At 63.6% G+C, this 5,485-nt stretch carries 3 protein-coding genes and 2 pseudogenes; 1 reads left to right on the top strand and 4 read right to left on the bottom strand.

All coding sequences use genetic code 11. The features are described 5' to 3' along the window. Positions 1-213: 213 nt before the first annotated feature. Positions 214-1,950, top strand: a complete 1,737-nt coding sequence (locus ACL03I_RS39025) for a reverse transcriptase domain-containing protein (RefSeq protein WP_412808603.1) — start codon at positions 214-216, stop codon at positions 1,948-1,950. Positions 1,951-2,121: 171 nt separating this feature from the next. Here ACL03I_RS39025 and ACL03I_RS39020 read toward each other — a convergent pair. The 4 genes and pseudogenes from ACL03I_RS39020 to ACL03I_RS39005 all read right to left on the bottom strand — a co-directional run. Continuing rightward, positions 2,122-2,645, bottom strand: a pseudogene (locus tag ACL03I_RS39020) (transposase). 115 nt (positions 2,646-2,760) lie between these two features. Further along, the gene (gene thrS, locus ACL03I_RS39015) at positions 2,761-3,978 is read right to left on the bottom strand and encodes a threonine--tRNA ligase (RefSeq protein WP_412808602.1); all 1,218 of its coding nucleotides are present in this window, start codon (positions 3,976-3,978) and stop codon (positions 2,761-2,763) included. Positions 3,979-4,422: 444 nt separating this feature from the next. Beyond that, positions 4,423-4,836, bottom strand: coding sequence for a hypothetical protein (locus ACL03I_RS39010; RefSeq protein ID WP_412808601.1), 414 nt, complete (start codon positions 4,834-4,836; stop codon positions 4,423-4,425). Positions 4,837-5,008: 172 nt separating this feature from the next. Then, positions 5,009-5,485: pseudogene (locus ACL03I_RS39005) on the bottom strand (integrase core domain-containing protein); the annotation flags it as partial.

Below are 5,485 nucleotides of genomic sequence, written 5' to 3'. Positions count from 1 at the left end.
GGTCAGGATGGCTCGAGAAGCGAATGCCGGTGGGCCGAAAGGCCACAGGAAACCAGGTGCCGCACTACCAGTTCCTCCGCTGGTGGCATCTGCACAACTGGCCGGATAGAGGCGGTTGCCTCGACCTGAAAGGGTGCTGACGCGAGCCGGGTGAGCCTGCGAACGACTCGATGACCGAATCGTCAGAACTCGAGGGGCAAGTTGGACACCACGATGCTGGTGAACGGACCCGGAGACCGGGTCCTGGACTGGGATGCTGTGCGATGGCGCACGGTCGAGGACCAGGTACGGCGGTTACGGCAGCGGATCTTCGCGGCATCACAGGCAGGGGATCTGAAGAAGGTCCGGAATTTGCAGAAGCTGATGCTTCGTTGCCGCGCCAACGCACTGATGTCGGTGCGGCGGGTGACGGAGATCAACGCGGGCCGCAAGACCGCCGGGATCGACGGCGAGGTGGTGACGGACGCGGAGCAGAAGACCGACATGGTCGACTGGTTGCAGCACGGCACTGCCGCGTGGTCGCCTCGGCCGGTCAAGCGGGTGTTCATACCGAAGGGCAATGGTCGCCGCCGCGGATTAGGAATACCCGTGATCGCTGATCGGGCATTGCAAGCGCTGGTGGTCAACGCGCTGGAACCCGAGTGGGAGGCCCGGTTCGAACCCAGATCCTATAGGTTCCGGCCGGGTAGGGGATGCCACGACGCCATCGTGGCTATCCACACCACCGTCAGCCGCACCGACGCCAAACGCGTGTGGATTCTCGACGCCGATCTGGCTGCCGCGTTCGACCACCTCGACCACGACCATATCCTCGGCTCGCTCGGCACCTTCCCCGCACGGGGATTGGTGCGGCAGTGGCTGAGGGCCGGCGTGGTCGATCAGGGTCGTTTCGCGCCAACTGAGGAGGGTGCTCCCCAAGGCGGGGTGGTCAGTGCGCTGCTACTCAATGTTGCTCTGCACGGCATGGAGGCCGCCGCGGGGGTCCGCTACTACACCAACGGCACCCTTGCCGGGAAAACGGTGAAGGGCTGCCCGGCGGTTATCCGCTACGCCGATGACCTTCTTGCACTGTGCTATTCACGCGAGCAGGCCGAACAGGTCAAAGCGCGGCTGGCGAACTGGCTGGCTCCCAGAGGGCTCGTTTTCAACGAAGACAAGACCCGCGTCACGATCCTGGATCAGGGCGTGGATATTCTGGGGTTCAACATTCGCCGCTACCTGAACGGGAAGCTGCTGACCAAGCCGAGCAACGCCGCGCTGCGGCGCATCCGGCTGAAGCTGTCCATCGAGATGAAACGGTTGCGTGGCTCCAACGCCGACGCAGTGACCGCCACTCTCAATCCGATCATCACCGGATGGGCGGCCTACTACCGGATCGGGGTTTCAAAACGGGCGTTCGCTGCTTTGGACGCCCACGTCTGGCGGCTGGTTTACAAGTGGGCCAGATTCCGTCACTCGAACAAACCGATGTATTGGGTCAAAGCCCGCTACTACGGGGCGTTCAACCCCGCCCGAGCGGACAAGTGGGTGTTCGGGAGCCGCGACAGCGGTTTCTACCTGCGCAAGTTCGCTTGGACACCGATCGTCCGGCACCGGATGGTCGCAGGCACGGCGTCTCCGGACAATCCCGCGCTGAGCGACTACTGGACCGAGCGGCGTCGCCGCCGCACACCCCCGGTGGGGAAGGACACCCTGCGCCGCTTGCGCGCGCAGAACGGCCGATGCCCACTCTGCCGGGGGTTGCTGCTGCACACCGATCGTGAACCACAAACGCCGCACCAGTGGCAGCAGTGGCTCACGGCCGCCCGCACCGCGATCCGCCGACAGGCGATCACCATCGCGAGTGCTCACCAGCCGGACGGCTACACCGCAACGCGTCTCGTCCACGCCCACTGCCACCGCAATCACACCAAAAGCGTTGGCGGGCACCGCACTTCTGACGACCTGTGAGCCTTCGGGGCTTGCTTCAGCCGGTTGCCTGGAAAGCGGGCACGGCCGGTTCTTAGGGGGCGAGGGCGTGGTAACACGCCCTCGCTACCCGCCGAACGCTGGCTCGGCTACCTCACCGATCAGATCACCCGACGTGGCGTTCACAAAAGTGTTGCGGCACTGGAGAAGACGTCATGGACTGAATCTCGCACTGGAACGCCAACCCCCGTCCGTTCGTCTGGAAGAAGACAGCCGAAGAGATCCTCGACAGTCGGTCATCTCGCCGATCACCTTCTCAGCGATCCGGGAGATTGTGTCCTTGGATACCGACGCACCATAGATATCGGCGAAATGGGCGGCGACCTCGCCGGTGGTCAACCCCTCCGCGGTCAGCGACAACACGATCTCGTCGATCCCGGTCAGCCGGCGCTGCCGTTTCTTGACGATCTTCGGCTCGAACGAGGAATTGGTATCCCTGGGCACGTCGATGGCCACCGGACCGATCTCGGTCAACACCGTCTTCTGCCTGTTCCGCGACCGGCCGGGTCGTGTTTCTCGTAGCCGACGTGCTCGGTCCTCTCCGCCTCCAAAGCGGTTTCCAGCACGTTCTTCGTGAGCTGGCTCAGCAGCCCACCCGGGCCGAGCAGCTCCACGCCCTGCTGCTTGGCCTGGGCCAGCAGCTGCTGGGCCAGCTTCTTCTGATCCACCGCATCCATCACGGATTCGAGTGTCTCCGACATCAAACGATCCTTCCCGCCGAACCCTCAGGCTCGGCCAGTCAGACCGAGATCAGATCCACCGGAAATCAGACACTCCCGAACGCAGCAGGCATCAATCGGCCCACAAACGGGTGTCGTTGGCCTGGATCAGCGCTCGGATGCGGGCGATGGCGTCACCGGCAGCGAGGGCATGAAGACGACGTCCGTCTCGCAGCCGAATCGCCACGTCTCCGTTGGAGGCTTCAGCCGACCCGAGGATGAACTGGTACGGCGCCAGGCGGGTTTCACGCACCCGTGCCCCCAGGTTTCCTGCCTCGGCAGTCACCACCTGCGCACGCAGACCAGCGCGCAGACAATGATCGAGGAGTTGGACGGCGTCGGACTCCTGAGCATCGGACACCGGCAGCACCACGACCTGAACAGGGGCCAGCCACGCCGGGAAGGCCCCCCCGTGAAGTTCGATGAGGTGCGCGACCGCACGCTCGACGCTGCCGATGATACTGCGATGCACCATGACCGGCCGATGCTTGCCCCCGTCAGCGCCGATGTAGTACAGGTCGAACTGCTCGGGTTGATGGAAATCGACTTGCACGGTGGACAGGGTCGATTCGCGCCCGGCATGGTCGCTGACCTGGATGTCGATTTTCGGGCCGTAGAACGCGGCTTCGCCCTCGGCGGCCTCATAGGGCACGCCGGACCGGTCGAGCACCTCGCTGAGAATCTTGCTTGCACGCTGCCACATTTCCGGCACCGCAACGTATTTGCCGCTCGCGCCGGGAAGTGAAAGCCGGTAACGAACGTTGGTGATTCCCATGGCTCGGTACGCGGACCCGATCAGTGCGAGCGCTGCTGTGGCCTCGTCGGCGACCTGCTCAAGGGTGCAGAAAATGTGTGCGTCGTTCAGTTGGATGCATCGCACGCGGGTCAAGCCGCCGAGCACACCGGACAGTTCTGAGCGGTACATCGCGCCGAGTTCGGCCATGCGTAGAGGCAATTCACGGTAGCTGTGGGAGCGGGACCGGTATATCACTGCGTGATGTGGGCACAGGCTGGGCCGTAGCACCACTTGCTCACCACCGACGTCCATCGGCGGGTACATGTCGTCATTGTAGTGCGCCCAGTGGCCAGAGATTTCGTAGAGCTCTCGCTTGCCAAGCGCCGGAGAGTACACGTGCTGGTAGCCCGCTCGTCGTTCAACGGTGCGGATGTATTCCTCGAGACTATGGCGCACGATCGCGCCATCGGGCAGCCAGTACGGTAGTCCGGCCCCGATCAATGGATCGGTGTCGAACAGGCTGAGTTCCCGGCCCAGTTTCCGGTGGTCGTACACGTGAATCTTCCTTCCAGTCGAAGGCGGATGACCACACGGGAAAGCCCCGGGCACCCGCCCGGGGCTTTGATCAGAACACAGTCAGCGCGCCGGGACGTCGTCCGGCGTCGTCGTGAAGTAAGCGCGCTGCACGCCCAGCATGCTACCTCGCAACATCCCACAGCACAATGACAGAGACAAACCAACAGAAATGAGCGTGAACTCCGCGACCGACGCCGCTGTCCTGACCGAGGGCGTCAGCGGCGAACAGGCGCCAGCCGTCCGAACCGAACGGCTGGCTGGAGGCGGCGTTCAACCCGGTACCGCCGCCGCGCCTGCGTACGGTGGCTGGTCTGGCGTACACCGCTGCTGGGTGGCCCCCACCAGGCGGAGGCTTGCGCCTGGTAAACGACAGTTATTCTTCACGGTCCGGATGCAGCGGCCACTGCGGGTAGTTACCGCTGGTCACCCCTGCCCGATTTCCGAGCATTCGATTTCCTTGGTGACTTCGTTGTCATCAGGATTGGCGTCCTGGTCACTGCTGGTCACTCGAGCCCATACATGTACGTGGCGAGTGATGAGCTCGTTGCCGAAGCCGAAGAAGTTGACCTGCTTGGGTTCGACGGGGCGAGAATAGTCGTGACTGCCGATCGCGCCTCCGTCGATGGACCACTCGACATGCACGTCCTGAGCCGGGGCCGAGCCGAGATTGCGAACCATGCCCTGTGCGGGACGCGGTTGTCCCATCGGCGCCCTGGGACTGCAGATCATCGACACCTCCAGGTCGGGCAGACCCTGTGCCAGCGCGGTGGTGGCGCTGGTGACCAGGGCGGCTACCGATCCCAGAGCCAACACGCCAGCCGCGGCGACGTATTTCACAGCGACGTACATCACAAGTCTTCTTTCGTGAATCTTGTCTATCGGCAGGGTTCTCAGCCCATCACAACAACTTACATACCAGCGACACCCGATCGCTGCTAGAGCTGGCTCCTCTGTACCGTCCTGGATCCGGCGGAGACTCGGTTCAGGCCGCCTCGGCCGAGATGGTTTGTTAATGGTAGAGGTGTTCGTATTCGACCGGCAGTAGGTATCCGATCGTCCGAGTGCAGGTTGTTAGGGGTTGTACTGGTGCACCCATGAGGTGGTTTCGCGTTTGAGCTCGGCGCGGCTGGCAAGGGTGGAGTGCTGGTCGATCAGTTCGGCCTTGTAGAGGCCGATCGCGGATTCCATTAGCGCGTTATCGAGGGCTTCGCCAACGCTGCCGATCGATCCCGCGATGCCCGATCCGCGCGGCGACTCGGTGAATGCCAGCGACGTGTATTGCTCCCCGCATCCGAGTGATGCACCAAACTCGTTGTGGTGAAACGGAAATCGGTGCGCCCCGGTGGTGACAGTGGTGCGGCGTCCGCGCGCGATGCCGGCCAGCCGCATCAAGCGGGCCACCTGATCGCGGCCGAGATTGTGGCCTACGTGTCTGGCAGCGTGCCACAGCTTGCCCACCCCGTAGCCGCAGCGGTTGGCCCTCCAG

The sequence above is a fragment of the Nocardia sichangensis genome (assembly GCF_047200615.1).
Lineage (GTDB): Bacteria > Actinomycetota > Actinomycetes > Mycobacteriales > Mycobacteriaceae > Nocardia > Nocardia sichangensis.
This window is presented reverse-complemented; position numbering and strand designations above follow the sequence as displayed.